The following is a 24,402-nucleotide window of genomic DNA, read 5'->3' as shown; positions in this document are numbered from 1 at the left end:
AGGCCCCACGCCGCCACCAAGCCCGTCCGCTGGGCCGCCGACGCCGTCACGGCCATGCGGGAGGGCGCCCGGCTGCGCCTCGACTACTCGGCGCAGAGCCTGTGGCGTGTGGACCGGACGATCGAGGAGATACGTCGTCACGGTGCGCCGTACGCCGCCGTGGAGAGCGTCCTGCGCCAGTTCGGGGCGTACGCGGGCGAGGTGGTGGTGCGGCTGACCGGCGGGGAGTGGTGGTCGTCCGGCGGCGACCACTGGGTGCGCACACCCGACGGCCGCCTGTGGGACCCGATCGACGAGGCCCGCCGCTGCTACCACGGGGACGGCTCGCTGCGGCTGCTGTGCCGGGACGCGACGAGCAACGCCGGGACCTGATGGACCGGACCTGGTGTCCGGGTCCTCCGCATCCGATGCCATGCCCATCAAAATGACGATCCGATCACGGTGATTGACGCGCAGTGACATTTCTGTGGGCCCCGACGCTGATGACCGTGGGGGCGTCGGCATGACAGGTGTGCCGTACGCGTGGGGACGCGAGACCACTCGCCACGAACGAGGACTGCCTTGGGCCAGGGAGGGGAACCCCGTCACGCGCAGGCGTACGACGGGGAGCTGGGCACGGCCGTCGCACGCGCGCAGCTGGGAGACGAGGCCGCCTTCGCGGTGGCGTACCGGATCGTGCAACCGGGCCTGCTCGGCTATCTGCGCGGGCTCGTCGGCGAGGACGCGGAGGACGTGGCGTCCGACGCCTGGTTGGAGATCGCCCGGGACCTCGCGCGGTTCCGGGGCGACGGCGCCGGCTTCCGGGGCTGGACCGTCACCATCGCCCGGCACCGCGCGCTCGACCATCTGCGCCGCCAGCGGGTCCGCCCCCGCTCGACGGCTCTCGAAGGCGACGTCCTGGAACTGCCCGGCCGCCACGAGACCCACGACCAGGCCCTGGAGTCCCTCTCCACCGAGCGCGCCCTCGACCTCATCTCCCGGCTGCCCCGCGACCAGGCGGAAGCGGTGCTGCTGCGCGTGGTCGTCGGCCTCGACGCACCCGCTGCGGCCCGGGTCCTCGGCAAGCGGCCCGGGGCGGTCCGCACCGCCGCCCACCGGGGCCTGAAGCGCCTCGCACGCCAACTCGCCGGCCTGGGTGTGACGGAAGACGGCGACGGGACGCTGGGGAAGTCGGAATGAGCGCCACCAGGTTGCCGGTCAGGGACGGACACGGGGATGGGTGAACGACGCGAGGGCGCCGGACGCGCGGGTCGCCCGCCGGTGCGCCCCTGCCCCGAGACGGTGACGGCCGACGCGCTGCGTGCCGCCGTACGGCCCGGGCGGCTCGACCCGGAGGCCGAGGCGCGCGCTGTCGCCGCCTTCCGGGCCGCCCACCAGGCACGGCAGGGCGCACGGCCGCCGCGCGCCCGGCGACGCGACGACTGGCGTCCGAGCGCCCGGCGCGGGCTGGGACGTTCGCTGCGGACACTGCTCGCCGTGCTGCTGGGCGGCGCGGCCCTGGGGGGAGTCGCCGTCGCGGCCATCGGCGAGCTGCCGCACGTCACCGCCCCGCACCGACCCGCCGGGACGGTGGCGCCCGGCTCGCCGGCGCCGCGCGACCACACCGGCGGAACGGAGGGGGCGGGCGAGACACCCGGCCCGAGCGACACCGGCACGGCATCGCCGGCCTCCGGCACGGCGACCGACAAACCGGGCGAAAGGCCGAAAGGCAAGGCTGCGGGCAAGTCGGGCAAGGGTGTCGACGAGGCCGGCAAAGCGAAGAAGGCCAACAAGGCCAACAAGGCCAACAAGGCCAACAAGGCCAACAAGGCCAACAAGGCCAACAAGGCCAACAAGGCCAACAAGGCCAACAAGGCGAACAAAACGAACAAGAAGGGTAAGTCGGCCAAGGCTGCCGGCAAGGCGGCGGGCAAGACCGCCAAGGCGCAGCAAAAGACCGGCAAGAACGCGGACAAGGGCAAGAACGCGGACAAGGGCAAGAACGCGGACAAGGCGGCGGACAAGAAGCCCGGCGACAACGCGAAGGCCCGGAAGTCCCCCGGCACGTCCACGGGCAAGCCCGCCCCCGAGTCGGCGAAGGCTGCCGAGTAGTCCGCGATGCCCGCGCATGTCCGGAAGGAGCGGCCGTAAGTGGTCCCAGCGGTGGGCCGGTCGGCGGCCATGGCAACGGCCGGGGCCGCCACCCCCCACAGGAGAGGCCCCGGCCGTCGCGCGCTACGGGCCGCGCGGCGGCCCGTCACTCTCTACAGCGTCGTGGATGCGTTTTCTGTCACACCTCATCGCGTCACGGGTTGGTTGCACGTTGTACGGGCGTGGACGAAGCGCGGTTTCAGGCCGTAACGTGCCTTTCGCGCCGACCGCGACGATCAGCAATAACGGGTGATGCCACCGCCGCCGACCACGAGCGGCCTGAAGACCACAGGCAGGACGAGCAATCACGACGGCGAGAACCCGGCGCGCGCGAGCGGTGCCGGATCAGGCGCACAGAGGGGCAGTTCGGGTGCTGGGGGACGACGCGGAGCTGACGGCCGCGGTACTTGCGGCACAGGACGGGGACGAGACCGCTTTCCGTACCGTGTATCGCGCGGTGCATCCGCGGCTGCTCGGCTATGTGCGCACGCTGGTCGGAGACCCGGACGCGGAGGACGTCACCTCCGAGGCGTGGCTGCAGATCGCCCGTGACCTGGAGCGGTTCAGCGGCGACGCCGACCGGTTCCGCGGCTGGGCGGCCCGTATCGCTCGCAACCGCGCCCTCGACCACATACGGATGCGCGGCCGCCGCCCCGCGATCGGCGGCGACGAGACGGAACTGACCGGGAAGCCCGCCGAGTCGGACACGGCCGGTGAGGCCATCGAGGCCCTGGCCACCGACCGCACGCTCTCCCTCATCGCCCAGCTTCCGCAGGACCAGGCGGAGGCGGTGGTGCTGCGGGTGGTCGTCGGTCTCGACGCCAAGACGGCCGCCGAGACGCTCGGCAAGCGCCCGGGGGCCGTTCGTACGGCGGCGCACCGTGGGCTGAAGCGGCTCGCGGAGCTGCTCGGTGTGAACCCGGACACGGATCCGGAATCGGCCGGCGCGCTCGACGCCATGCCCCCTCAGCGGGAGGGGCACAGACGTGCGGTGTCGTCCGCCGGTGTGACGCATATGCGTTCGCGGACGCAGAAGGACATGTGATGGCCGACGAGCAGGACAGGTGGCTGGACAGGGACGCGGCGGAGCGTCTGCTGCGTGGAGAGCCCCCGGCCGCCGTCGACGCCGACGCGCGTGCCCGCGCCGAACGGCTCGCCGAAGCCCTCACCGCTCTGGCCGCCGCTCCTTCTCCGGCCGGCGAGGAACTCCCGGGTGAGGAGGCCGCGGTGGCCGCGTTCCGGGCCGCCCGCGCGGCCCGCCAGGACCACGGGACGGCGCTCCATCCGCAGTTCGCGGCTCAGTCCGCCGACGCCGGGCTGGTCCGTCTCGGCCGTCCCGAAGCGGGCGGGCGGCGTGCCCGCCGGTGGCGCACGGTGCGCTTCGGGCTGGCCGCCACGGTGGCCGCCGGGATGATCGGCGGGGTCGCGGTGGCGGCCGGAACCGGAGTGCTGCGGACACCGTTCCACGACGAGCCGGCACCCGCCGCGTCCGTGTCGCCTGCGCTGACGTCCCCTCAGCCGTCGGTCACCCCGACGCCCGGCGCGACGGGAACCGGCGGCCTCTCCTCCACGAGGCCGGGCACCCCCTCCGGTGAGCCCGGGCAGAGCGGCTCCGCGCGCGACGAGGCGGGCGACGGTGCCACCGGGACCGGCCTGCCCGGCGGCGCCGGCAACCGTGCCGCGGGCCGGACCGGTGACTGGTGGACCGAGGTGCGCTCCTCCTGCCGTGACATGGCCGGTGGCAAGGCCCTCGGCACCGAGCGGTGGCGCAACCTGGCGGACGCGGCGGGCGGCAGCGGCCGGGTGAAGGCGTACTGCAAGGGCGTCCTGGGCAGCGGCGACGAGGGTTCCGGCCAGGACGGCAGCGGCAAGGGCCGTGACGGGAACGGCAGCGGTGACGGGAACGGCAACGGGAACAGCGGCGGTGGCGAGGGCGACCAGGGCGGCAACGGCGGTGACGGCGAAGGCCACATAGCGCCCGTCGTCACTCCACCGGCCACACCCCGCGGCCTGGTCGGTCCCGTGCCGGCGCGCACGGCGTCCCCGAGCCCCACGTACAGCGCGCTGGGCTCCGCCGAGAACCGCTGAGCCGTTCGCTGATGCCGCGCTGACCTGCGGTTTCGCATCTCCGAAAAATTCTTCGGCGAAGGTGTGACACTTTCGGCCGCCCTGGCGCAGTACTGAGTGAGCCGACTGGTCATCGGCCGTCGCACGGAGCCGGGGTTCCCCCCGTACCCACGGCTCGTGCATCGGCGCGGGCGGGACACGTTCCCCCGGTCCCGCCCGCGCCCCACATCCCTCTTCCGTCGTCTACCAGTGGACGACGACCTTGTCGCCGACCCGCACCTGCGCGAACAGCGCTGCGATCGCCGTCTCGTCCCGTACGTTCACACATCCGTGGGAGCCCCCGGCGTAGCCGCGCGCCGCGAAGTCGTAGGAGTAGTGCACCGCCTGACCGCCGCTGAAGAACATCGCGTACGGCATCGGCGAGTGGTAGAGCGTGGACACGTGGTCGCGTGACTTCCAGTAGACGTGGAACACACCCTCGCGGGTGGGGGTGTACTCCGTGCCGAACCGGACCGCCATCGTCGAGAGCGTCCGTCCGTCCACCATCCAGCGCAACGTGCGGCTCGTCTTGCTGATGCACAGCACCCGGCCCAACAGACAGCGCGGGTCAGGGGCCGCCGCCTGCTGCCCGCCCATCAGGTACAGCTCCCACGTACCGGGCTCGTGCGTCATGGCCAGCAACCGCTGCCAGGTGGCCGAATCGACCTCGCCCGTTCGGGGCAGGCCGCGCTTGCCCTGGTAACCCCTGACGGCGTTCTCGGTCAGGTCGTCGTACGTCCCCGTCGGGCCGTCGAACAGCCAGTCGACCTGGCGCAGCCGCGCCTGCAGCTCGCGCACCCCGCGGCCGGAGTCCCCGCGGCGGAACAGGGCGGCGGGGGAGGCCTTCGGGACGGGTGCGGCGGCGCTCGGCGCGCCGCCCCCGGACCCGGTGTGTCCGGCGCCGGACGGGGTGCGCGGGATCTCGATGTGCACCGGTGGGCGATGTCCGCCGTCCTCACCGCCCGCGTCCCCCGGCTGCGCCGTGCAGCCGGCGGCCGTGAGGAGCACGGCGGCCCCGGCGACGGCGACGAGAGACTTCCCCACGCCCCTGGTACGCATACCGCCCCCCGCCGTCTCGCCGGACGCCTTCGTCCGTACGCATCTCCTCAGATGTTCCCCGCGCGTGACCGCCGGCGAACTACGGTGCATGGTTGTGAGCAAGGTCCCAGCGTGCGGCATTCCACCGCGCGCACGGCCGCCGCTACAGTCCGTCGCGAGGGTCGTCTGTACTGGCGAGTAACGAAGCCAGGTCACCAAGCCGAGTACGAAGCAACGAAGCAACGCGGAGGCATACACCATGGCGCGCGAGTCGGAGTCCGGACTGCCCATCGAGCCGGTGTACGGGCCGGGTGCCCTCGAGGGCTGGGATCCGGCCGAGAAGCTGGGCGAGCCGGGGGCGTACCCCTTCACCCGCGGCGTGTATCCCACGATGTACACCGGCCGTCCGTGGACGATGCGCCAGTACGCGGGCTTCGGCACCGCGACCGAGTCGAACGCCCGCTACAAGCAGCTGATCGCGAACGGCACCATGGGCCTGTCGGTCGCCTTCGACCTGCCCACCCAGATGGGCCATGACTCCGACGCCCCGATCGCGCACGGCGAGGTCGGCAAGGTGGGCGTGGCGATCGACTCGGTCGACGACATGCGGGTGCTGTTCGGCGGGATCCCGCTGGACAAGGTGTCCACCTCGATGACGATCAACGCCCCGGCCGCGCTGCTGCTGCTCCTGTACCAGCTGGTGGCCGAGGAGCAGGGCGTGTCGGCCGACCAGCTGACCGGCACGATCCAGAACGACGTCCTGAAGGAGTACATCGCCCGCGGCACGTACATCTTCCCGCCGAAGCCGTCCCTGCGTCTGATCGCGGACATCTTCAAGTACTGCAAGGCCGAGATCCCGAAGTGGAACACGATCTCGATCTCCGGCTACCACATGGCGGAGGCGGGCGCCTCTCCCGCGCAGGAGATCGCGTTCACGCTGGCGGACGGCATCGAGTACGTGCGCACGGCGGTGGCGGCCGGGATGGACGTGGACGACTTCGCGCCGCGCCTGTCGTTCTTCTTCGTGGCCCGGACGACGATCCTGGAGGAGGTCGCCAAGTTCCGCGCGGCCCGCCGGATCTGGGCGCGGGTGATGAAGGAGGAGTTCGGGGCGAAGAACCCGAAGTCCATGATGCTGCGCTTCCACACCCAGACGGCGGGCGTGCAGCTGACGGCCCAGCAGCCCGAGGTGAACCTCGTCCGCGTCGCCGTCCAGGGCCTCGCGGCCGTGCTCGGCGGCACCCAGTCGCTGCACACCAACTCCTTCGACGAGGCGATCGCCCTGCCGACCGACAAGAGCGCGCGTCTGGCGCTGCGCACCCAGCAGGTGCTGGCCTACGAGACCGACGTGACCGCCACGGTCGACCCCTTCGCGGGCTCCTACGTCATCGAGAAGATGACGGACGAGGTCGAGGCGGCGGCGCTGGAGCTGATGCAGAAGGTCGAGGAGCTCGGCGGCGCGGTCTCGGCGATCGAGCGCGGCTTCCAGAAGAACGAGATCGAGCGCAACGCCTACCGCATCGCCCAGGAGACCGACTCCGGCGAGCGGGTGGTGGTCGGCGTCAACCGTTTCCAGCTCGATGAGGAGGAGCCCTACGAGCCGCTGCGTGTCGACCCCGCGATCGAGGCCCAGCAGGCCGAACGCCTGGCCAAGCTCCGCGCGGAGCGCGACCAGCCGGCGGTGGACGCGGCCCTGAAGGAGCTGAAGAAGGCGGCGGAGGGCACGGAGAACGTCCTGTACCCGATGAAGGAGGCCCTCAAGGCCCGTGCCACGGTGGGCGAGGTGTGCAACGCGCTGCGGGAGGTCTGGGGCACGTACGTGCCGTCGGATGCTTTCTGACCAGGTGGTCCATCCGTATGGGTGACCGGGGGCGGAAGCCGCACGTCCCCGGTCACGCTCATTGCTCCTCCACACCGACCCGGTCGACGGCAAGTACCCCGACGCGCAGAGCTTCAGGAGCAGCCGGATTGTGACCCTGCTGCTGTCCGTCGGCGTTCGGTTCGAACTCCCCGTCGACACCCTCCTCGACGGCGACTGACGGTCTCACTCCCCGAAAACCGCAGCCGGAGTGTCGTACCCCCCCGTCAGCCGGTGCGGTCCGACCAGCCCTCGGGCAGGTCGCCCGGCGCCACCGACACCACGTCCTCGTCGTCCTCGCCGACGTACTCGAAGAGCGTGATCCGGGCGAATTCCGGCACCACGTAGATGGGGTACGTCGGGCCCTCGTCCCGGTACTTCCGCATCTCGTCCAGGTGGTCGTTCTGGAAGCACACGGTCCGCTCGCCGTGCGTGCGGATCCAGTCCGGGAAGAAGATCACGCCGTGCAGCACACGCTCGGCCGGGACCACGTCCACGACGACCGAGGTGCCGGTCGGTTCCGTCCAGGACACCTTGTAGACGCCCTCGGTGAGCCGGACCAGATCCACCTTCTGGTCCTTGACCCAGCGGCCGCCGACATGACCGCTGTGGATGCGGTAGTCGATGGTCGTCGCGTTCTTGACGTACATCTCGTACTGCCAGCCGTTGGCGTACGTGTAGATGAAGCGGTGCCCGACGATGCCGGAGAGGTCCTGCGGGGGGACGGGGTGGTGGACCGTGGTCTCGGGCGCTGCCGTGCTCATGGTGGTGCTCCTTGCCTTGTTTGCCAACCGGCGGTCAATCCGGCCGTCCATTTCATTTTGCCACAAAATAGTTTTGTGACAAAACGACCAGCCTCGGGGAGTCGGCAGAATGAGGCCATGGACAGCAGCAACGGCCGTGACCCCGACGAGGTCGCCCTCGAACTCGGGCGGCTGCTCGGCCCCTTGCGGCGCGCCGTGTTCCGGGCCACCCGCAGCGTCGAGGGGCTCCCCGACCTCCCCGAGGCGCAGATCGAGTTGTTGCGCGTCCTGGCCGCCGAAGGCCCGCTCGCGCCGCGCGAGGCGGCGGCCCGGCTGCGGATCGCGCCGTCCACGGTGAGCAACCTGGTGAAGGCGATGGCGGCGGCGGACCTCGTCGAACGGACCCCCGATCCCCATGACGCCCGGGCCGTCGTCCTGACACCCTCGTCCCGCGCCCTCGACCTGCTCGCACGCTACGACCGCGCCAGCACCTCGGCGCTGTCCCGGGCTGTCCGCGCCCTCCCCGCAGCCGACCGCGAGACCCTGTCGGCCGCGCTACCGGTGCTCGACGGCCTGGTTCCCGCCCTGGAGGCCCAAGTGGCTAGCGCCGCAGGCCGAAACGGGCGAGGTACTCCCTGAAACCGTCCGCCGTGTCCCCGGCCCACCCGAGGTACCCGTCGGGCCGCACGAGCAACAGCCCCGCCCCGTACGAGCCATGGGCGGGCCCGCGCACCACGCGTACCGGACCAGGCACCTCGGGCGCCTCGGTCCCCAGTGCGAGCAGCGTCCAGTGCGGTCCCCGGAACGCGTCGAAGAGGCGAGTGCCGGCCACCCTGCCGTCCGGGGCTCGGTCGCCCGAGCGGACCGGCCCCGGCTCCGTCCGCGTCTCCTCGGTGAGGGACGAGTCCGGGTAGCCGAGCCCCAGTTGGAACGTCGCTTCCCCGCGCCGGGTCTCCCCGCGGTGGACGCTGGTGGACAGTCCGAGCATCTCCGCGGCGACGGCGCGCCGCTCCTCCTCGTAGGAGTCGAGCAGTGACTCGTGGGCGCCGTCCCGCAGGACCGCGCCCAGTTTCCAGCCCAGGTTGTAGGCGTCCTGCACGCTGGTGTTCAGGCCCTGCCCGCCCGCCGGTGAGTGAACGTGGGCCGCGTCCCCGGCCAGGAACACCCGGCCGGCGCGGAACCGGTCCGCGAGGGCCGCGCGCGGCCGGAACTCCGAGGCCCAGCGCACCTCGGTCACGTCCTCGGCGGCGAGGTGCGAGCGGGCCGCGACGAGCTTGCGGATGCCGTCGAGGGACAGGTCGGGGGCCGTACCGTCGGAGAGCCGGGCGAGCAGTTGGAACTCCTCCGTGCCGGCCAGCGGGCAGAGCATGAGACCACCGCCGTCCCCGGGGAAGACGTGCCAGTTCTCCCGGTCCAGACCGCTCACGCGCACGTCCGCCACCAGGATCGGGTTCGGCTCGACCGCCTCCCCGGTCATCCCGATCCCCACCGCCCGCCGCACCGCGGAACGCCCGCCGTCGGCCGCGACGGCATACCGGGCGCGCACCGTCGAGCCGTCGGCGAGGTGCGCGGTGACGCCCTCCGCGTCCTGCTCCGTACCCACGACCTCGCGCCCGAAGGCCACCGTCCCGCCCAGCTCGACGAGCCGCTCGTGCAGGATCTCCTGCGTCCGCCACTGCGGCACCATCCAGGGCTCGGTGTACGGCGCACCCTCGTCCGCCTCCATCGGGTCGAACATCCGCCGCTCGCCCATCCGCCGGCCGTCCTGCCAGACCATCCGGGTCGGATAGGGCCCGCCGGCCGCGCGGACGGCGTCGAGGACGCCGAGGTCGTCGAAGACCTCCAGCGTGCGCGGCTGGAGTCCCTTGCCGCGCGACCCGGGGAACAGTACCTCCGCCCGCTCCACGACGAGGGCGTCCACACCGCGCCGGGCGAGGTCCACGCCGAGAGTGAGACCGGTGGGACCGGCACCCACGATCAGGACATCCATCGCCACTCTCCTTAACGTCGTTAAGTTCGGTCGTTTACGAGGCTGCCCTTAACGCTGTTAAGCTGTCAAGTGTGAGCACGGAACGACGCGCGCCCCTCGACCGAAGGCGGGTCGCGCAGACGGCACTGCGGCTGCTGAACGAGGTCGGCCTGGAGGGGCTGACCCTGCGGGCCATCGCCAAGGAGCTGGACGTCAAGGCCCCGGCGCTGTACTGGCACTTCAAGGACAAGCAGGCGCTGCTCGACGAGATGGCGACCGAGATGTACCGCCGTATGGTCGCCGACACCGCCCTCGACCCCGCCGACACCTGGCAGGAGCGGCTGCTCAAAATCAACCGCGGACTGCGCGCCGCGCTGCTCGGCTACCGCGACGGCGCCAAGGTCTACAGCGGCTCACGCTTCACGGGCACGGACCACGCCCGTGAGATGGAGGCGAACCTGCGCGTCCTCACCTCGGCCGGTCTCACCCTCGCCCAGGCGGTCCTCGCGGGCCGGACCGCGTACGCGTACACCATCGGCTTCGTCACCGAGGAACAGGGCGTGCGCCCTCTGCCCGACGAACACCGCGAGGGCTACGACATCGAGGAACGCGCCCGCCGGATGGCCGACTTCCCCCTGTCGGCCGCGGCGGGCGCGGAGCTCTTCCAGGACTACGACCAGCACTTCGAGGAGGGGCTGGCCCTGGTGATCGCGGGCATCGAGGCCCGCTACCCGACCTGATGCTCAGACCGTACGCCTGCGCCTGCGGGCCCGGCGTACCGCGCGGGTGACCACCGGGGGCAGCAGGTCCACGGCGAGCTTCCGGGCGTGGCTGCGGGGGGCCACCGGACGCTTCGGCGGGGCCGCGGGTTCGGCGGGCTGAGCGGGCCGCGTGGCCTGCGTGACCTGCGTGGGCTGTGCGGGAATCGCGGCAGCGCGGGGCTCCGTGGCGTCCGCGTGCCGCGACGGCGGGAACGATGGTGCCTGCATGCCCTTGGACTTCAGGCGGACGATGCGGTGCCCGGCGGCCTCCTGGACGCTCAGGTGGCAGTCCTCGCGCCCCTCCGCCATCGCCAGCAGTTCCTCCTGCACGGGCTCCGGGTCGCCCCAGGTCCCGTACAACTTCTGGGTGCTCAGACAGATCGGGCGCAGGCCCCTGTTGAGCACGGCTTCCCAGGCGGCCACCGAGACACCGGGCGTGTGCTCCGAGCGGAAGTCGTCCAGCACGACGATTCCTCCGGGCAGCAGCAGGTCGTGGGCCGCGCCTATGTCGCCGTGGACGTGCGCGTACAGGTGCGAGCCGTCGATGTGGACGAACCGGCAGGAGCGCGGCGGGACCTCGCCGGGCACCATCGAGCTGGGGCCCTGCAGGATGCGGGGCAGCGTGTCGTGGAAGGAGAGGTAGTTCTCCTCGAAGGCCCGCCGGGTCAGGGCGCTGTACGACTTCGACGACTCCGCCCTGTTGGCGTCGTCCGGTGCGTCACCCCCGAAGAGGTCACACACCGTGAACTCCTCGGCGTCCCGGAGATGCCGGCCGAGGAAGATCGCGCTCTTGCCCATGTACACCCCGACCTCCAGCAGGTCGCCGCGCATCCCGGCGGATTCCTGCCGTTCGAGGAACCAGTTGAAGAGCACCTGGTCGAGAACGGGGAACCAGCCGGGGACGTCATCGAGCCGGCGGGGCGGTGGAGCCGTTTCTGCTGTGGTGACCATGAGGACGGGGCACTCCCTTGCGCGGACGGGAACGGTGCACGGAACTGCCCAGCATCTGCCCGGAAGTGGTCGTCCGAACGGGCGCCGAGGTGAACAGCGGGCCAATTCCTGTGAGCCGGCTCAGAGCCCCGCACGCGGGGTTGCGCCGTCTTGTTCAGGGCTCTCGGAGCCGGGGTTTCGACAGAGCCGTCCGAAGCTTCGGCGTCAGCCCCGAGGGCGGGGACGGGAGCGGTGCGGTGTGTGCTCCGGGAGCTCAGCCGCGGGAGGCGCGCCTGAGGGCCCGGGCCCGGCGGGCGACCCGGCGGACGGTGGCGTTGCGCGGGATGAACGCCAGCTGGACCGGGATCCCGCCGGGCAGCGCCAGCGAGGTCAGGCGCCGGCGCTTGAAGTACCGCCAGGTGTGCGGGCTCAGGTGCTCGGTGAGATAGCGCTCGGCGTCCGCCCTGAGATCCGGGTAGATCTTCGGCTGCATCGCGAAGCCCACGGCCCGTACGAGCGCGTCGAGGTCCTCGACCGCCATGCCCCGTCGCTGGTCCTCGACCGCCTTGCGGGATGCCAGCTCCGGCAGCAGCGCGTCGACGATCGTGACCGGGACGCGGTTGCTGTTCTCGTACGGGGCCAGCCGCTCCAGCAGGGTCTCGGTGCCGATACGGGCGACCGGGAGGCCGTAGAACGCGGACGCGGTGAGCAGCGCGGTGGAGAAGCAGCCGACGACCAGCGTCGGACGCATGCGCTGGTACAGCACCTCGGCGAGGACCGGGGTGTCGAGCACCGTCAGGTCGGCGCCCAGCCTCTCCGCCTCCTTCTCCAGCGCGCGCGACCAGCGGGCCGGCGCGGAGGGGTGCGGCTTGAACACGACCTGGGTGTGCCCGAGCTCGACGGCGCCCTTCAGCATCCGCACGTGGAGGTTCTCCTCCTCCACCGCGGTGAGTATGTCGAGCGCCGAGAGGTACTGGCCGAGCAGCAGCGCGGGGGCCTCCACGGCGGGCAGCGCGGCGCCGGTCGCCTCGAGTTCCGTGAGCACCTTGGAGAACGCGTCCGTCGGCACGATCTCCGGCTCGACGCCGAACTCGGTCAGCAGCAGCGGCCTCAGGCCCGGCACCAGGTCCAGGTGCAGCAGCCGGTCCACGCGGGTGCCCACCAGCGGGTCGATCTTGTTGCGGGTGGGACCGTAGCTCATCAGACCGTCCGCGTACACGGTGACGGGCGCGCCGGTGAAGATCTGGCAGACGGCGAGCGCCGGGTTGACCTGGATGGATTCGACTGCCAGTTCGACGTCGTCGTCGCCGAGCTTCCACAGGAGCCGCAGGTGCCGCTCCCACAGCGGGACATCGTCCGGACGCGGGGCCCAGCCGCCCGGGTGGAAGGGGTGGATGGTCTCGTTCCAGGAGAGGACCTCGTCGAAGCGGTCGCGCAGGCGCTCGAAGCCGGGCATCTCGTCCAGGCCGGGCGTGGTCTCGGGCGTCGCCGCGTTGTTGGACACGAGCAGGATGCGCCGGTCGGCGGGCGTGAAGCACTCGCTGTCCAGGGCAGCGGCCAGGGTCGCCGTGCCGTACAGCGTGGACGCCAGGAAGATCTGCGTCGTCACGCGGCCACCCCCGCCGGGGCGGGGCGACGGCGCAGCCTGCGCAGGCGCGAGGCGCGCTCGATGTCCATGGAGTCCAGGGCCTCGTCGAGCACGTCCTGCGGCATGCGCCGCAGTGCCACAGCACTCATCGACTTCAGTTTCCGTGCCACCGCCGGCTCGAACCTTTCGATGGATCCCAGATGGTGAGAAATGATCGCGCAATAGGTGCGCACGGCCTTGGGGAGCAGTACGGCCGCGTCCCGGTCCTCGGCGGTCTCCGCCACGACCTGGTCGAACGCGCGGATGAAGTCCAGTTGCCGCACATCCCCGATCTGCGTGAGCGAGGAGGCGACACCACGCCGGTAGTAGACGCCCATGAGGCTCACCGCGGCGAAGGACTCGGCCTCCCGGTGCAGCTTCCAGATCCACGGCCGGTCCTCCGCGGTGCGCAGGCCGTCGGTGAAGTGCAGCAGACCACGGTCGACGAGGCGCCGGTGGTAGGCACCCGCCCACGCGTAGGCGTAGTCGACGGAGGTGGAGCGGTCGGCGGGCAGGATCGCGTCACGCGGGTTCACCACCACGCCGCGCCGGCCGTGCGGCACCCGGTGAACGGCCCGCGTCCGCCCGGTGCACTGGACGTGGTCGGTGCGCACGAAGTCGCAGCCCAACTCCTCGATGGCGGCGACCAGCCTGGGGTAGTACCCGGGCTCGAGCCAGTCGTCCCCGTCGAGGAACGTGAGGTACTCGCCGCGCGCCGTGTCGATCCCGGTGTTGCGCGCGGTCGCCAGCCCTCCGTTCTTCTCGTGCCGGACATAAACCGCGCCTGGCAACTCGCGCTCCGCACGCGCGAGGATGTCCGGTGTCTCGTCGCGCGAGCAGTCGTCGACGAGAATGAATTCGAAGTCGTCGCGCGCGTTCGCACGCAGACTCTTCAGGGTGTCGGGCGCGTATTGCTGCACGTTGTAGAACGGCACGATGACGGAGAGCTTGACCACGCCCGTGACGTTAGGCGGCGGCCCGGCATTCGTCTTGACCGGTGGCTTGATGGGGAGTGAACGACGCGTGGCGGAATAGTGAACCCAGCTGTTTCCTCGCGGTTTCACGGCCTGATTCGCTGTTCGGCGGCGTGCTGTTAACCCTTTGTTGTATTCCGCGTCGGCTGCCCCTCGAAATCCCTTCCTAGCGTCTTTGATGTGCCAGCAAGTACCGCGAGGCGCCTGCGGGTCGCCGTTCTAGCCGATTCCGACACCCGGTGGAAATGGGGTGCGCTCACCGCTGCCCGTATTTCGCCGACGGAATTGGCGGAGACCACCGAATCGACGGAAACACCCGATAAAACAGCCGATTCGGACATCCGGCTCGACGGCTTCCTCCTGCGGGGCCGTGCCACCCCCACCGCCCGCCAGCTCGGAGAGGTCGGCGTCCGCGCCGACTCCCTCCGCGAGGTCACCGCCGTGGAATTCCTGCGCGAGATGACGCAGGAGACGTACGACGTCCTCGTGCTCGCCCTCGTCGGCGGCGGCGTCCAGGCGATGCTGCACGGCCTCGCCCACGCCTGGCGGGGACGCCCGGAGCGGCCCGTGGTGGTCACCGGCTATGTCGGTGTCGTCTACGAGAAGCTCGCCGACGGCCTGCTGCTGCGGCACGGCGCGGACCTGGTCCTCGCCAACTCCCGCCAGGACGCCGAGCGTTTCCGGGCCGTCTACGAGGGGGTGGGCGCCGACGCCTCGTCGGTGACCGAGGTCGCGCTGCCCTTCCTCGGCGGCGCCCCGTACAAGAAGAAGGACCCCTACACGGTCGTCTTCGCCGCACAGCCCTCCGTCCCGGAGACCCGCAAGGACCGCGCGTACCTGCTGGACCGGCTCATCCAGCACGCGCGCCGCCACCCCGAGCGCGAGGTGCTGCTCAAACTGCGTTCCAAGCCGGGCGAGCACACCACCCACATCGAGGAACTGCCCTACCAGAAGCTGGCCCAGCGGCAGGACCTGCCGGCCAACTTCCGCCTGGTCTACGGGAACATGGGCGAGGTCCTCGACCGCACCGACCTGCTGGTCACCGTCAGCTCGACGGCCGCCCTCGAATCCCTGCACCGCCGTATCCCCACCGTCGTCCTCACCGACCTCGGGATCCGGGAGGCGCTCGGCAACCACCACTTCGTGGGCTCGGGCTGCCTCGCCTCCTGGGACCAGCTCGACGCCGGACACGAGCCGGTACCCGATGCGGAGTGGGTGGCCCGGCAGGGCGTCGCGGCCGGGGACAGCCCCTCCGGGGGAAGTTCGTACGCCACCGCTTTCGACGAGGCCCGCAAGCGCATCGGCGAGCTGCTGAGCAACGGTGGACTCCCGCCGCTCAGGCCCTACTACACCCCCGTCACCGCGCCCGGCTACCTGCCCGGCGTCCTCGCCCGCCACCACCTCGCCCCGGACGGCAGCCCGCTGCCGGGCGCGCCCGCCGCCGACAAGGCGCCCGGACCCGTACGCCGGATCGTCCGCCGCGCGGCACGGGGAGCGTACCGGCACGGGGTGCAGCGGGTGGCGCCCGTCATCCGGCGGATGGGTGAGCTGTGACCTCTCTCCAAGGAGTAGACCCCATGCCCAACCCGGAAGCGGGCCGAGGTGCTTCGGTGCGCCGGGTGCTCGCGGTGATCCCCGCGCGCGGCGGCTCCAAGGGAGTGCCCGCGAAGAACCTCGCCCCTGTCGGCGGTGTGCCGCTGGTGGCGCGCGCGGTGCGCGAGTGCCTCGCGACCCGCCTGGTGACGGACGTCGTGGTGTCCACCGACGACCAGGCCATAGCCGCGACCGCGCGCCAGGCCGGCGCCGAGGTCGTGCTGCGGCCGGCCGCCATCGCCGGCGACACGGCGACCTCGGAGGCCGCCGTCCTGCACGCCATGGACACCCACGAGGCGCTGCACGGCGCGTCCGTCGACGTCGTCCTGCTCGTGCAGTGCACCAGCCCGTTCATCGTCCGCGAGGACATCGACGGGGTGGCGGGCGCGGTCGTCGAGAACGGCGCGGACACCGCGGTGACCGTGGCCCCCTTCCACGGCTTCATCTGGCGGGACACCGAGGACGAGCTCGCCGCCGGCACCGTCGCGGAGGCCGACGGGGCCGTCGGCGGCGGCTACGGCGTCAACCACGACAAGTCCTTCCGTCCACGCCGCCAGGACCGCCCCCAGGACCTGCTGGAGACCGGCGCCGCCTATGCGATGGACGCGGCCGGCTTCCGCAAGCACCAGCACCGCTTCTTCGGCCGTACGGAACTGGTGCGGACGGACCCGGCGCGGGTCCTGGAGATCGACGACCCGCACGACCTGGCGCGGGCACGGGCTCTGGCGCCCCTCTTCGACGCGGACCTCCCCCAAGCTCTCGACTTCGCTCGAGCCGGGGGGACCCCCATCGGTTCGCTGCCCACCGCGGATGACGTCGACGCGGTCGTACTGGACTTCGACGGCACCCAGACCGACGACCGGGTGCTGATCGACGCCGATGGAAAGGAGTTCGTCTCCGTGCACCGCGGGGACGGACTCGGCATCGCGGCCCTGCGCAAGAGCGGGCTGAAGATGCTGATCCTCTCCACGGAAGTGAACCCGGTCGTCGCCGCACGGGCCCGGAAGCTCAAGATCCCGGTCCTGCACGGCATCGACCGGAAGGACCTCGCGCTGAAGCAGTGGTGCGAGGAGCAGGGCATCGCGCCCGAGCGCGTGCTCTACGTCGGTAACGACGTCAACGACCTCCCGTGCCTCGCCCTCGTCGGCTGGCCCGTGGCGGTCGCGAGCGCCCACGACGTGGTACGCGGCGCCGCCCGTGCGGTCACCACCGTCCCCGGTGGCGACGGCGCGATCCGAGAGATCGCCAGCTGGATCCTCGGCCCCTCTCTCGATTCCCTTAACAAGTAAGGACAGTTCCTGCCATGAGCACCAACTCCCGTCTGCGCACGTTCGGTTCCCGCGAGGTCGGCCCGGGCAAGCCCGTCTACATCTGCGGCGAGATCGGCATCAACCACAACGGCGAGCTGGAGAACGCCTTCAAGCTGATCGACGTGGCCGCCGAGGCCGGCTGCGACGCCGTGAAGTTCCAGAAGCGCACCCCTGAGATCTGCACCCCGCGCGACCAGTGGGACATCGAGCGCGACACCCCTTGGGGCCGGATGACCTACATCGACTACCGCCACCGCGTGGAGTTCGGCGAGGACGAGTACCGCCAGATCGACGAGTACTGCAGGGAGAAGGGCATCGACTGGTTCGCGTCCCCGTGGGACACCGAGGCGGTCGCCTTCCTGGAGAAGTTCGACCTCCCCGCCCACAAGGTCGCCTCCGCGTCCCTCACCGACGACGAGCTGCTGCGCTCCCTGCGCGCGACCGGCCGCACGATCATCCTGTCCACGGGCATGTCGACCCCGAGGCAGATCCGCCACGCGGTGGAGGTGCTCGGCAGCGACAACATCCTCATGTGCCACGCCACCTCGACCTACCCGGCCAAGGCCGAGGAGCTCAACCTCCGTGTGATCAACACGCTGGAGAAGGAGTACCCGAACGTCCCGATCGGCTACTCCGGCCACGAGACCGGCCTGCAGACCACGCTGGCCGCGGTCGCCCTCGGCGCGGTGTTCGTCGAGCGCCACATCACCCTGGACCGCGCCATGTGGGGCTCCGACCAGGCGGCCTCCGTCGAGCCGCAGGGCCTCACGCGCCTGGTGCGCGACATCCGCACCATCGAGGCGGCACTGGGCGACGGCGTGAAGAAGGTCTACGACTCCGAGCTCGGCCCGATGAAGAAGCTGCGCCGCGTCACCGGCGTCGTCGCCGAGGCGGAGATCGCCGCGGCCGCCGGCGAGCCGGTGGCGGTCTGAGCGCCTTACGGGACGGTCGTACACCGATGAGCCCCCGCGCCGGATCCGCCGGCCACCCCCGTTCCACGCTGGCCTTCGTCGAGAGCCCGGTACAGCTCCTGAACGTGCTGGAGTGGGCCCACGCGCACGCCCTGGGCACCGCGGGGGGCGCCGTGCCCGGGCGCGCGGCGGCGATCCCGGCGCAGGGGCGCCGGCGGCCGCGGGGGATTCCCGCGCAGGGGGGCCGTCGATCCGGGGCGGGGCGTCCGGCGGCGGGCGGCGGCGGGCCGCACGGTACGGCCGCGGACGGTACGGCGGCGGGCGGCGGGAGGGCGGGCGGCGCGGGCGCGGCGGACCGCACGGCGCTCGAAGGGCTCACCCTCGTGGTGCTGTCGCCCACCGACCCGATGACCCGGGGCCAGCTGCGCCGCATGGCGGAACTGGCCCGTGACGAGGGGTACGAGGTCCGCTGGGAGGAGGCGCGGGGCGGTGCCCTGGCCCCCTTCCAGACGATCGGCGGCCTCACCCCACTGCTGCGCCGGGCGCACCGGGTGGTGATGGGCGACCCGTTCTCCCGCTACGTCCAGCTGCTGCTGACCATCACCCGGGCCCGGGAGCTGGTGGTGGTGGACGACGGCACCGCGACCATGGAGTTCGTCGCGCAGCTCGCCCGTGGTGAGCGCCTGGTGCGCTGGCACCGCAAGGGTGGCCGACGGGGCCCCCGGGACCTGCTGTTCGCCCCGGTGTCCTCGACGGCGCGCCGCAGGCTGACACCGGGCACCCGGGGCACGGTGGAGGTCTTCTCCTCGATGCCGATCGACGAGGCCCCGGCCGGCGTCACCGTCACGTCCAACGACTTCGCCTGGACCCGTGCCCGCTTCGGCCCGCCCCGTCTGACCAGGGGCGCCGACCTGGTCGGCACCTCCCTCGTCGAGACGGGCGTGGTGGACGGCGAGCGCTATCTGGAGGCGGTGCGGTCCCTCGCCGCGGCGCACGGGGCGACCCGCTACTTCGCCCACCGCCGCGAAAGCAGCGAGAAACTCCACAAGCTGGCGGTCGAGACCGGCCTGGAGGTGGTCCGCCCGGACCTGCCCCTGGAACTGATCGCCCGCCGCGGCCCCATCGGCCGTACGATCCTCAGCTTCCCCTCCACGGTCGTCCACACCCTGCCGCTGGCCCTGGTCGGCACGGAGGTCCGCGTCGCGGTGTGTGACATCGACCCGGCCTGGCTGACGGACCACGCATCACCCCGGGCGCAGGGTTTCCTGTCGGGGGTGACGGGGACGGCACGGGACGTGGACCGGGTCTCCTCGGCGCCGGGGGGACCGGAAGCGGCGGCGGAGCAGGACGTGGCAGCCGGATAGACGCGCCGACGGCTCGGGCGGAGCGTCACGCACGGTGGCCGTCACGCCCCGTCGCGCCGGTTGCGGGACCGGGCCGTAGGGGAAGCGGTCGGCGCGGCCGGGTGCCACGGCGTCGTACGACGCCCGGGTGATCCGTATGAAGTCCGAGTCCGGTTCCTCGGCGTTCACGCCGGCGGCCCACCCGCGCGGGCGGCCCGGAAGGTCCGCTTCTCAAGCGTTCACCACTTGCCAGGTGAGGCCGCGCACGGGTGGGGGAGTCGTAGGAGAGGTGACGCTTCCGCGACGGGAAGGCGGCGTGCGTGGTATCCGTGGTGTACGGGAATGGCTCGGAGGCCTCCGAGCGTTCTCGCAGCGGGACGCCCGTACACGGAAGCGGTCCCGTCCCGGGATCACCAGGCGCCTCCCACGGCGCCGGGACGCCTCCGCGATCACCCCCGCGGCCCCGCTCCCGAGGTCCGACGCGATCCCGTCGCCCGGAAAGCCGGGCGAGTCTACCCATCTCCACTGCCGACCATGCGACGTGCGGCCGGATTTTCTTCCCCTGACGGGCTGAAGTTTTGTTGATCGAGGGGAGGCCGGCCGTTCGATCGCCCTACCCTACAAAGGGTGAACCAAGTGATGTCCCTAGAGTCCGAGGCCGATCACCCCGGGGAAGCGGTGCTTCCCGGCGCGCTGTCCGAGGCGCTGCGCGCCGAACTCGTCGCCTTCCGTCGCGACCTGCACATGCACCCGGAACTCGGCCACCAGGAGTTCCGTACGACCGCCGCGATCAAGGCCCGCCTGGAGCAGGCGGGTCTCACGCCGCGCGTCCTCGACACCGGGACCGGACTCGTGTGTGACATCGGCGAGCCGGACGGCGCACGCCCCATGCTCGCGCTCCGTGCGGACATCGACGCGCTCCCCATCCCCGACACCAAGGCGGACTGCGCCTACCGCTCCACCGTGCCGGACCGCGCCCACGCCTGCGGCCACGACGTGCACACCACGGTCGTCCTCGGCGCCGGGCTCGTCCTCGCCGAGCTGCACCGCGAGGAGCGGCTGCCGCGGCCGGTGCGGCTGATCTTCCAGGCCGCCGAGGAGGTCCTGCCGGGCGGGGCGGCCGACGCCATCGAGTCCGGTGTTCTCGACGGGGTCGGGCGGATCATCGCCGTGCACTGCGACCCCAAGGTCGACGCCGGGCGCATCGGGCTGCGGCACGGCCCCATCACCTCCGCCTGCGACCGGCTCGAAGTCGCGCTCGACGGCCCGGGCGGTCACACCGCGCGCCCCCACCTCACCACGGACCTCGTGCTGGCCGCCGCGCGCGTCGCCGCCGAGGTGCCGGGGCTGGTCGCGCGCCGCGTCGACGCCCGCAGCGGGCTCTCGGTCACCTGGGGGCGCATCGAGTCCGGGCACGCCTGCAATGTGATCCCCCAGCACGCCGAGCTCTCCGGGACCGTGCGCTGTCTGGACCTCGACGCCTGGCGGCAGGCGCCGGACCTGGTGCACGCGGCGGTCGACGAGATCGCCAACCAGTACAAGGCCAAGCCCGAGATCAACTACGTCCGCGGAGTGCCGCCGGTCGTCAACGAGGCCGGTGCCACGGAACTGCTGCGCGACGCGATGACCGCGCGGCGCGGTGCCCACTCCGTGGAGGACACCGAGCAGAGCCTCGGCGGCGAGGACTTCTCCTGGTACCTGGAGCAGGTGCCCGGCGCCATGGCCCGCCTCGGCGTCCGCCGCCCCGGGGACCGCGTGGTGCGGGACCTGCACCAGGGTGACTTCGACGCGGACGAGCACGCCATCACGGTGGGCGTGGAGTTGTTCACGGCGGCGGCGCTGCTGGACGCGCAGGAGCGGTAGGGCGCTGCCCGGGCGGTAGACGCTGCTCGGGCGGTAGACGCTGCCCGGGCGGTCGGCATCCGGTGACCGGAAGGGGTGGTGCCCCGTTCTGCACCCGTCCGCCCCCTTCCGTCACCCGCCCGTAACGGCTGTCGCGCAGCCGTAACCCGGCGGCGGCACGAATCGATAACGGCCGCGAGAAACCCCGTTCCCCTCCCCTTCTACGCGCGTTACTGTGCGCCGAAATCGCTGCGGTGGCGGCGCTTTGGGCATGCGGACCGGTGACGGTGCCGTGGGGATGAAGGGTGCTTGCTGTGCGTCTGATCTCTCGGGTCTCTCGGAGAACCAGGTTCTCCCAAGCTGCGGTGACCGTCGCGGTCGTCGCCCTCGCGGCCGCCGGGTGCGGCAAGTCCAGCACGGAGGCGAACAGCGACTCCGGCAAGAGCTCCTCCGGCTATACCGGCAAGGGCATCGGCCTGGCCTACGACATCGGCGGTAAGGGCGACCAGTCCTTCAACGACGCCGCCTACGCCGGTTTCCAGAAGGCCGAGAAGGACTTCAAGATCGGCGGCCGGGACATCGAGCCGCAGGACGGCGAGTCCAGCGCGGACAAGGTGCAGCGCCTGGAGCAGCTCGCGAAGGCCGGCTACAACCCGATCATCGGCGTCGGCTTCGTCTACGCACCCGCCGTCAAAGAGGTCGCGGCCAAGTACCCGAAGCTCACCTTCGGCATCATCGACGACGACACGGTCAAGGCGAGCAACGTCGCCGACCTGGTCTTCCACGAGGAGCAGTCCTCGTACCTGGCGGGTGTCGCGGCGGCGAAGGCGACCAAGAAGAACCACATCGGCTTCATCGGCGGCGTGGACATCCCCCTCATCCACAAGTTCGAGGCGGGCTTCGACCAGGGCGCCAAGTCGGTCAACCCCAAGATCAAGATCGAGTCGCAGTTCCTGACCCAGACCGCCCAGGAGGGCGGCTTCTCCAGCCCCGACAAGGGCAAGGACGCGGCGAACGGCCAGATCGAGGCCGGCGCCGACGTGATCTACCACGCGGCCGGTCTGTCCGGGCAGGGCGTGATCCAGGCCGCCGCCGAGCACAAGGTGTGGGCGATCGGCGTGGACTCCGACCAGTACGAGCAGAGCGCGTTGGCCAAGTACAAGGACTGGATCCTCGGCTCGGCCCTGAAGAACGTCGGTGGCGCGGTCTACGACCTGACCAAGTCGGTCGTCGACGGCAAGCCCCTGACCGGCGAGGTCCGTGGCGACCTGAAGTCGGGCGGGGTGGGCTTCGCGGACTCCAACCCGAAGTACCAGGCGATGAAGGACGTCATGGCGGCAGTGAACAAGGCCAAGCAGGACATCATCGACGGCAAGGTCGTCGTCAAGACCCAGTGACACCCTCGCCTCGACCGACGACGGGGCGCCCTCGGCCGGGAGTACGGGCCGAGGGCGCCCGTCCGCTGCGACAGACCGGGCCGGGCGGAGGCTCTGATACACTTGATCTTGAGCTGGTCGCCCGAACTCCCGGTGCCAGGTCGCGCGTTGGTGGTCCAAGGAAAGACGCCCCGCTTCCTGCGGGGAGATGCAGGTGCAAGGCCTGCCCGGCGCTCCGATACGAAACCCACTCCGCCGCGCGGGGTGGGTTTCGTGCGTGGGGCGCCACCGACGACATGGCGCACCGGCGGCGGGCACCGACATGGCGCGTAGGCGGCGCGGCACCAACATGGCGCGTAGGCGGCGCGGCACCAACATGGCGCGTAGGCGGCGCCGGGCCGGCATGGAAGACGTGCCTATGGCAACCCGGTGCCGATGACCATGGGCCAGAACCGTGCGAAGCCCTCCAAGGACGATGATCGGTCTGCGCGGCCCCCGGAACGACTCTCCGCGCAGCCGCGGGTCACCCCCCGCACCACAGCCATCCCCTCCGCAAGAATCCCCACAGGCACACCATCGCTCCCTGAGGGCACAGCACCACCCTCAACCCCTCACACACCGCTTCCCCTCGCCTCCCGCAAGTGCCCCGACGCTCTCCGTAACCCACGAAAGAGACGGTGGCCACATCTCGATAACGGACCGGACAGAAGGGGTTTTCCGTCCGGTCTACGCGCGTTACGCTGCCGCGGAACCAGCGCCTGGTATGGGCGCTTGCACGAAGGAGTCTCGTTCCATGCGCCGGGTGTCCCGAATCGCCGTCGCGGGTGTTGCCACCGCAGCCCTCGCCGTCACCGTGTCCGCCTGTGGCAGTTCGTCCACCGAGTCCGCCGGAAGCGGCAAGAGCAAGGGCATCGGCCTCGCCTACGACGTCGGCGGCAAGGGCGACCAGTCCTTCAACGACGCCGCGTACGCCGGTTTCCAGAAGGCCGAGAAGGACTTCGGCGTCGGCGGCCGTGACGTCGAGCCGCAGGACAACGAGTCCGACGCCGACAAGGTGCAGCGTCTGGAGACGCTGGCCAAGGCCGGTTACAACCCGGTGATCGGTGTCGGCTTCGCCTACGCGCCGGCCGTCAAGGAGGCCGCCGCCAAGTACCCGAAGATCACCTTCGGCATCATCGACGACAACACGATCCAGGCCAAGAACGTCGCCGACCTGGTCTTCCACGAGGAGGAGTCCTCCTACCTCGCCGGTGTCGCCGCCGCGAAGACCACCAAGAAGAACCACATCGGCTTCATCGGTGGCGTGGACGTCCCGCTCATCCACAAGTTCGAGGCGGGCTACATCCAGGGCGCCAAGTCGGTCAACCCGAACATCAAGGTCGAGACGCAGTTCCTGACCCAGACCGCCCAGGAGGGCGGCTTCTCCAGCCCCGACAAGGGCGAGAACGCCGCGAACGGCCAGATCGACGCCGGTGCCGACGTGATCTACCACGCGGCCGGCCTGTCCGGTCAGGGCGTCATCAAGGCCGCCGCCACGCACAAGGTGTGGGCCATCGGTGTCGACTCCGACCAGTACAACCAGAGCGCGCTGGCCTCGTACAAGCAGTACATTCTCACCTCGGCCCTGAAGAACGTCTCCGGCGCGGTGTACGACCTCGCCAAGTCGGTCATCAAGGACAACAAGCCGCTGTCCGGCGAGGTCCGCGGCTCCCTGGCCAACGGTGGTGTCGGTCTCGCCGACTCCAACCCGGTGTTCAAGAACAACGCCGACCTGCAGGCCGCGCTGAAGAAGGCCGAGCAGGGCATCAAGGACGGCACGATCAAGGTCAAGACCTCCTGACCGTGGTCGTAGGCCTGTCGAAGGCATGACCGGAAGAACGCTGTAATCGCA

Annotated in this window: 22 protein-coding genes; 16 read left to right on the top strand and 6 right to left on the bottom strand. The window is 71.3% G+C overall.

Annotated elements, in window-relative coordinates:
• Window positions 1–54: 54 nt before the first annotated feature.
• The 5 genes from ACFYZJ_RS24550 (at window position 55) to ACFYZJ_RS24530 (ending at window position 4,218) form a co-directional block, all read left to right on the top strand.
• Window positions 55–372, top strand: a complete 318-nt coding sequence (locus tag ACFYZJ_RS24550) for a hypothetical protein (protein ID WP_388571664.1) — start codon at window positions 55–57, stop codon at window positions 370–372.
• Between the two features lie 189 nt (window positions 373–561).
• Window positions 562–1,179, top strand: coding sequence for an RNA polymerase sigma factor (locus ACFYZJ_RS24545; protein ID WP_388571320.1), 618 nt, complete (start codon window positions 562–564; stop codon window positions 1,177–1,179).
• Between the two features lie 36 nt (window positions 1,180–1,215).
• Window positions 1,216–2,091, top strand: a complete 876-nt coding sequence (locus tag ACFYZJ_RS24540) for a hypothetical protein (protein WP_388571319.1) — start codon at window positions 1,216–1,218, stop codon at window positions 2,089–2,091.
• Between the two features lie 409 nt (window positions 2,092–2,500).
• Window positions 2,501–3,175 (top strand): RNA polymerase sigma factor, encoded by a 675-nt coding sequence (locus ACFYZJ_RS24535; protein ID WP_388571318.1) that lies wholly within the window; start codon window positions 2,501–2,503, stop codon window positions 3,173–3,175.
• Window positions 3,175–4,218, top strand: a complete 1,044-nt coding sequence (locus ACFYZJ_RS24530) for a hypothetical protein (protein WP_388571317.1) — start codon at window positions 3,175–3,177, stop codon at window positions 4,216–4,218. The genes ACFYZJ_RS24535 and ACFYZJ_RS24530 overlap by 1 nt, the downstream gene beginning before the upstream one ends.
• 222 nt (window positions 4,219–4,440) lie before the next feature.
• On the opposite strand, the gene ACFYZJ_RS24525 is transcribed toward ACFYZJ_RS24530, so the two are convergent.
• Complete coding sequence (locus ACFYZJ_RS24525) at window positions 4,441–5,295, bottom strand: L,D-transpeptidase family protein (RefSeq protein ID WP_388571316.1); 855 nt, start codon at window positions 5,293–5,295, stop codon at window positions 4,441–4,443.
• 238 nt (window positions 5,296–5,533) lie between these two features.
• Between ACFYZJ_RS24525 and ACFYZJ_RS24520 the strand changes: the two genes are divergently transcribed.
• Both ACFYZJ_RS24520 and ACFYZJ_RS24515 read left to right on the top strand, forming a co-directional pair.
• On the top strand, window positions 5,534–7,114 hold the full coding sequence (locus tag ACFYZJ_RS24520) for a methylmalonyl-CoA mutase (protein WP_388571315.1): 1,581 nt from the start codon (window positions 5,534–5,536) through the stop codon (window positions 7,112–7,114).
• 61 nt (window positions 7,115–7,175) lie between these two features.
• Window positions 7,176–7,313 (top strand): hypothetical protein, encoded by a 138-nt coding sequence (locus ACFYZJ_RS24515; protein ID WP_388571314.1) that lies wholly within the window; start codon window positions 7,176–7,178, stop codon window positions 7,311–7,313.
• Window positions 7,314–7,359: 46 nt separating this feature from the next.
• Here ACFYZJ_RS24515 and ACFYZJ_RS24510 read toward each other — a convergent pair whose 3' ends face one another.
• A complete protein-coding gene (locus ACFYZJ_RS24510; RefSeq protein ID WP_388571313.1) occupies window positions 7,360–7,896 on the bottom strand; it encodes a phenolic acid decarboxylase in 537 nt (178 codons plus the stop codon).
• Between the two features lie 117 nt (window positions 7,897–8,013).
• On the opposite strand from ACFYZJ_RS24510, the gene ACFYZJ_RS24505 reads away from it, so the two are divergent.
• On the top strand, window positions 8,014–8,514 hold the full coding sequence (locus ACFYZJ_RS24505; RefSeq protein WP_388571311.1) for a MarR family winged helix-turn-helix transcriptional regulator: 501 nt from the start codon (window positions 8,014–8,016) through the stop codon (window positions 8,512–8,514).
• Here ACFYZJ_RS24505 and ACFYZJ_RS24500 read toward each other — a convergent pair.
• Window positions 8,477–9,865: an FAD-dependent oxidoreductase gene (locus ACFYZJ_RS24500; RefSeq protein ID WP_388571310.1), complete on the bottom strand. Its 1,389-nt coding sequence runs from the start codon at window positions 9,863–9,865 to the stop codon at window positions 8,477–8,479. The genes ACFYZJ_RS24505 and ACFYZJ_RS24500 overlap by 38 nt on opposite strands.
• Before the next feature lie 71 nt (window positions 9,866–9,936).
• Here ACFYZJ_RS24500 and ACFYZJ_RS24495 point away from each other — a divergent pair, with 71 nt between their 5' ends.
• Window positions 9,937–10,584: a TetR/AcrR family transcriptional regulator C-terminal domain-containing protein gene (locus tag ACFYZJ_RS24495; protein ID WP_388571308.1), complete on the top strand. Its 648-nt coding sequence runs from the start codon at window positions 9,937–9,939 to the stop codon at window positions 10,582–10,584.
• 3 nt (window positions 10,585–10,587) lie between these two features.
• On the opposite strand, the gene ACFYZJ_RS24490 is transcribed toward ACFYZJ_RS24495, so the two are convergent.
• From ACFYZJ_RS24490 to ACFYZJ_RS24480, 3 genes are all read right to left on the bottom strand, one after another.
• Window positions 10,588–11,556, bottom strand: coding sequence for a class I SAM-dependent methyltransferase (locus ACFYZJ_RS24490; protein WP_388571307.1), 969 nt, complete (start codon window positions 11,554–11,556; stop codon window positions 10,588–10,590).
• Window positions 11,557–11,809: 253 nt separating this feature from the next.
• Window positions 11,810–13,144 carry an alpha-2,8-polysialyltransferase family protein gene (locus ACFYZJ_RS24485; protein WP_388571305.1) on the bottom strand — a complete coding sequence of 445 codons (1,335 nt, stop codon included), beginning with the start codon at window positions 13,142–13,144 and terminating at the stop codon, window positions 11,810–11,812.
• A complete protein-coding gene (locus ACFYZJ_RS24480; protein ID WP_388571303.1) occupies window positions 13,141–14,118 on the bottom strand; it encodes a glycosyltransferase family 2 protein in 978 nt (325 codons plus the stop codon). Before ACFYZJ_RS24480 ends, ACFYZJ_RS24485 begins: the two co-directional genes overlap by 4 nt.
• 198 nt (window positions 14,119–14,316) lie before the next feature.
• Here ACFYZJ_RS24480 and ACFYZJ_RS24475 point away from each other — a divergent pair, with 198 nt between their 5' ends.
• The 7 genes from ACFYZJ_RS24475 (at window position 14,317) to ACFYZJ_RS24445 (ending at window position 24,351) form a co-directional block, all read left to right on the top strand.
• A complete protein-coding gene (locus tag ACFYZJ_RS24475; RefSeq protein ID WP_388571301.1) occupies window positions 14,317–15,690 on the top strand; it encodes a DUF6716 putative glycosyltransferase in 1,374 nt (457 codons plus the stop codon).
• 23 nt (window positions 15,691–15,713) lie between these two features.
• Entirely contained in the window at window positions 15,714–17,018 is a 1,305-nt protein-coding gene (locus ACFYZJ_RS24470) for a cytidylyltransferase domain-containing protein (RefSeq protein ID WP_388571299.1), read from the top strand.
• 14 nt (window positions 17,019–17,032) lie between these two features.
• Entirely contained in the window at window positions 17,033–17,971 is a 939-nt protein-coding gene (locus tag ACFYZJ_RS24465; RefSeq protein ID WP_388571297.1) for an N-acetylneuraminate synthase family protein, read from the top strand.
• Window positions 17,972–17,997: 26 nt separating this feature from the next.
• On the top strand, window positions 17,998–19,314 hold the full coding sequence (locus ACFYZJ_RS24460; protein WP_388571295.1) for a hypothetical protein: 1,317 nt from the start codon (window positions 17,998–18,000) through the stop codon (window positions 19,312–19,314).
• 618 nt (window positions 19,315–19,932) lie between these two features.
• Complete coding sequence (locus tag ACFYZJ_RS24455; RefSeq protein WP_388571293.1) at window positions 19,933–21,156, top strand: amidohydrolase; 1,224 nt, start codon at window positions 19,933–19,935, stop codon at window positions 21,154–21,156.
• A gap of 344 nt (window positions 21,157–21,500) precedes the next feature.
• On the top strand, window positions 21,501–22,532 hold the full coding sequence (locus tag ACFYZJ_RS24450; RefSeq protein ID WP_388571291.1) for a BMP family protein: 1,032 nt from the start codon (window positions 21,501–21,503) through the stop codon (window positions 22,530–22,532).
• A 772-nt stretch (window positions 22,533–23,304) separates the two neighbouring features.
• A complete protein-coding gene (locus tag ACFYZJ_RS24445) occupies window positions 23,305–24,351 on the top strand; it encodes a BMP family protein (protein WP_388571290.1) in 1,047 nt (348 codons plus the stop codon).
• Window positions 24,352–24,402: the final 51 nt, after the last annotated feature.

Origin of the sequence: Streptomyces sp. NPDC001848, from assembly GCF_042891915.1 — a bacterium.
Classification (GTDB): domain Bacteria; phylum Actinomycetota; class Actinomycetes; order Streptomycetales; family Streptomycetaceae; genus Streptomyces.
The sequence above is the reverse complement of the archived record's forward strand: the minus strand, read 5'-3'. Positions and strand labels throughout refer to the sequence as shown.